This is a genomic window from Chlorogloeopsis sp. ULAP02 (genome assembly GCF_038404745.2).
In the GTDB taxonomy this organism is placed as follows: domain Bacteria; phylum Cyanobacteriota; class Cyanobacteriia; order Cyanobacteriales; family Nostocaceae; genus Chlorogloeopsis.
Map to the genome: position 1 here is coordinate 1 of NZ_JAYKTT020000019.1, position 3,753 is coordinate 3,753.

Annotated in this window: 2 protein-coding genes; one reads left to right on the forward strand and one right to left on the reverse strand. The window is 44.9% G+C overall.

Features of this window, described 5'->3' with window-relative positions:
• Window positions 1-33 precede the first annotated feature (33 nt).
• Window positions 34-3,015 (reverse strand): Tn3 family transposase, encoded by a 2,982-nt coding sequence (locus U2718_RS09745; RefSeq protein WP_342001952.1) that lies wholly within the window; start codon window positions 3,013-3,015, stop codon window positions 34-36.
• Window positions 3,016-3,114: 99 nt separating this feature from the next.
• On the opposite strand from U2718_RS09745, the gene U2718_RS09750 reads away from it, so the two are divergent.
• The gene (locus U2718_RS09750) at window positions 3,115-3,711 is read left to right on the forward strand and encodes a tyrosine-type recombinase/integrase (RefSeq protein ID WP_342001950.1); all 597 of its coding nucleotides are present in this window, start codon (window positions 3,115-3,117) and stop codon (window positions 3,709-3,711) included.
• Window positions 3,712-3,753: the final 42 nt, after the last annotated feature.

Here is a 3,753-nt window from a genome sequence, read left to right on the forward strand (position 1 = left end):
GGCTTAGTTTTAGCAACGGAAAAATTTTGGTCGTTAAAGTTGAAACCCAGGCAGGCGTAGCTGCCGGAGTTGCTGCTTTTGACCAAGAAGCTCTCTGTCGAAGTGATACCGTCCGTAGACATTGATGTGAGCATGACGAGTAGGCCAGATGTGTTTCAACTCTTCGTCCCCTGGAAACTGTCCTTCTTGCTTCAATTGTTGAATCACCTTCTCGATGTAAACAGTATTCCAGACAATCACTGCGTTCGTGACTAGATTCAGACAGCCAACCTGATTGTGCAGTTGTTCATCCTGCTGTTCTCGAATTTCGCCCTGATTGGCGTAACACAAATGAGATCGGAGGCTATGCAGGGCTTCACCTTTGTTTATTTGACGATTGAGTCTGCGGCGATTAGTTTCATCAGCATACCAACGCAGAATGTGAATCGTCTTGAGCAACCTGCCATATTCCTGAAGTGCGCGTGTGAGGGGATGTTTGCGTGGAAACGCTTGCAATTTCTGAATAATCAGCGAAGCACTCACCCAACCCTGTTTGAGCGACCCCGCTAGTCGTAACATATCATCCCAATGTTGAAGAATGCGTTCAAAGTTAATGACATTTGGCAGATGGTTTTTAAGGTTTGGGTAGTTCTCTAGATTGACTGAACTGGTGCGATAAAGCTGCTGGTCTGGCAGATCGCGAATGCGAGGAGAAAATTGTAAGCCCAGCAAATCAAACAGTGCAAAAACTAACTCAGTGTACCCTGCGGTGTCAGTGGTATGTTCTAAAATGGGCAGTTCGGTTTCATTATTAAGGATTTCGTCAAGGACATAGGTTGCGTCTCTGACCGTGGTAGGAACCGCTTTAGAACCATACTGAGAGAATTGATCACTAGTCCAGCTATAAAAAGTGATTCCTTTTCCATAGCCAAAATAGCGTGGTAGTGGTCGTCCCTGTCGGACAGACCCTTTGACCGGAAATCGCTGCCCATCAGACGAAGACAACATCCCACCACCCCATAACTGACTTAACGGTTGATGGTAATGGTAGTTAATCAATGCCGTATTTGCTTCACGCAAGGTATCATCACGAATATACCAGGTGTTGCACCAACTCAAATGCGAGTAGGACAGTTCCGCAGATGTTGCCATTTGCTTCAAATCCAGGTTGCAAGCTTGTGCCAACAAGCAACCATAAAGATGAAGTAGTAAGTGATCATCTCGATAAGACGAGCCATTGAGGTGTGCAAACCTATTTGAGAATTGAGTCCAGTTATCAACTTCAATTAGCAGATCCGTGATATCTAGTTGAGGCAAACGATTTGAGATTGTATTAGCAAGTTGTTTCAGTTGAGAAGATCGTTGTTCCGCTTCAATCGGGGATAGCACGAGCACCCCCTTCTCTTCCCGCAAATCTCCATCTGGTTCATTGAGTAATGCTTCCACTGCTTCGATGAAACTGAGCAATTCGGCTTCTCGTTCCGCCAAACGTACTTCAGGCTCAATTGGGATTCCCAGTAGGCTTACCGTCTGGTCGCGCTGTAGTAGCCACTCTTGTTTCGGGATGAAATAGCTTTCTAATTCACTAAAGCGACGACTATGCGTCAGGTAGACTGCACCAGAGCGTAGGTTTTGGCGCAGCACCCAAAATGCTGTCAGTTCGTAATAGCGACGATCTATCCCCTCTGGTTGTACTACGTAAGGTCGCCATGCCTCTGGAACAAATCCGGTAGGCGCATCATCTGGTAATTTGCGACGAGTGCCGGCATGAATTTCACGCACCAACTGGAGTGCCTTCAACAATCCTTGATCCTGCTCACAGGCCTGAAATTGGAGTGTTGCTAAAAAGCGACGGGAAAAGTGGCAAACTCGTTTATAGTATTTCCCAAAGTAGTCCACATACGCATCGTTCTCTGGTCGAATCAGTTGCTTGGTTTCTCCAATTGCAATCTGTAATTTAACCTGGCTGATGTCTTCAAATGTCTTTGTTCGTACTTTGTGATCTTCTACATCTGGGTTAAGCAAAATCTGCCCAATATCATACAGGGTTTGCAGCTTCTGGTTAATCGTTTGTGTTGCCTTTAATCGGTCTTGTTCAAATGCCCGCTTGGCCTCACCGTACAACTTCCATATCCGTTGGTCTACCATCTCAATCAGATCGTCAGTGAAATTGTAGAGTGATTGCTTGAGGAAGGCTACCAAAATGGGATACCGCTTGGCTTCAGTGGCGCGTTGCAGATATTGATTGGTTGCTCTAGCACCAATTTTTGCCAAATGATTGATGCGGTTAGGGTTGAGTTGACTTAAAGTCCACTGATTGACCTGGTGGTAATGCAAAAAGGCAATTTTATCTAGGGTTTCCAGAATTTGTTTTGGATTGTCTCCGGTTGGGGTACGTTGCAACCAGGACAGACGTGTACGACCAAGTTTCTCATCAATTTTTAACAATTTGTCTAAAAACGAACAACATTCTTTTGTCAACAGTGGTTGTAAGCTTTGGTAACAAACAATTTGAGCCTGTTGTCTTGACTTGGACACTTTCTGTGCTATTCGGGTTGTACCAATACGAATGATCTTGTTCTGCTTGAGGAATTCACATACCATTGTGAACAGCAATGTCGGCTTGTCATGCTCTAAAGCCCTTTGTAAAAGCCACTCCTCTAGCTCTAAAATATCAGCAGTTGTTGCCCGACGATAGCCTGCTAGCTTTTGAATTTGTCGTTGATGCTTTCGTTGAGTACTGGTACGTTTGCCGTAAAATGTTAGGAGTTCAGGCATAACCTCTAACTGTTGAGCAACGTAGTGAACGACAACTTGGGGAATCTGTAATAGGTTTTCTGGAAAGAAACCCAAATACCTCAAACAGCCCAATTGAAGCGCAAATCCCAAACGATTGTAGTCTCCTCGAATTGAATCAATCGCTTGATGGTCAATACTAGAGAACCAAAAGAAACTGTTTAACTCCTCACGGCTGATTTCCTCTGGGAATAGATTCAGTCTGTCATGATCTGCTTGGGATAAAAATTGAACGGGCATGATTTAAACTAAAGGTACTGTCCCATTATGGTTTATAAATGGGACAGTTTATAGCCATAAGTGTTCTCAATACCAGTATTTGCAAAGTTGAGACCAGAGATGTCAACCACCAAAAATGGGACAGTTCCTCCTCGCCATATCCCAAATAACCAAAAGCGACCGCGCGAATACCTTACTCCCAAGGAAGTGGAAGAACTGATCTCGGTTGCTAGAACCTATGGACGTTATGGGCATCGAGATGCCACTATGATTCTCCTGATGTATCGACATGGACTACGGGTGTCCGAACTTTGTTCATTGCGATGGAGTCAGGTTGATTTTGAGGCGGGCTTGTTGCATGTCAGACGGCTCAAGCATGGCATCGAGAGCGTTCATCCCTTACACGCTCCAGAATTGAGAGCTTTGCGGAAGTTGCACAGAGAATCTCAACAATCACCTTATCTGTTTATTAGCGAACGAGGCACTCCTATGACCGCCGCCGGTTTTCGTAAGCTACTAAGCCGTATTGGCAATAATTCCTCTCTCACCTTTCCAGTTCATCCACACATGCTGCGGCATGGTTGCGGTTACAAGCTAGTCAACGATGGGCACGACACTCGATCTATTCAACACTATCTAGGACATAAGAACATTCAGCATACTGTTCGTTACACAGAGTTGTCACCGCACTGTTTCAGCGACTTTTGGCAGGATTGAATTTCTTAACGACCAAAATTTTTCCGTTGCTAAAACTAAGCC

Coding starts and splice junctions, on each gene's coding strand:
- U2718_RS09745 (WP_342001952.1), bottom strand. CDS start 3,015: ATGCCCGTTCAATTTTTATCCCAAGCAGATCATGACAGACTGAATCTA.
- U2718_RS09750 (WP_342001950.1), top strand. CDS start 3,115: ATGTCAACCACCAAAAATGGGACAGTTCCTCCTCGCCATATCCCAAAT.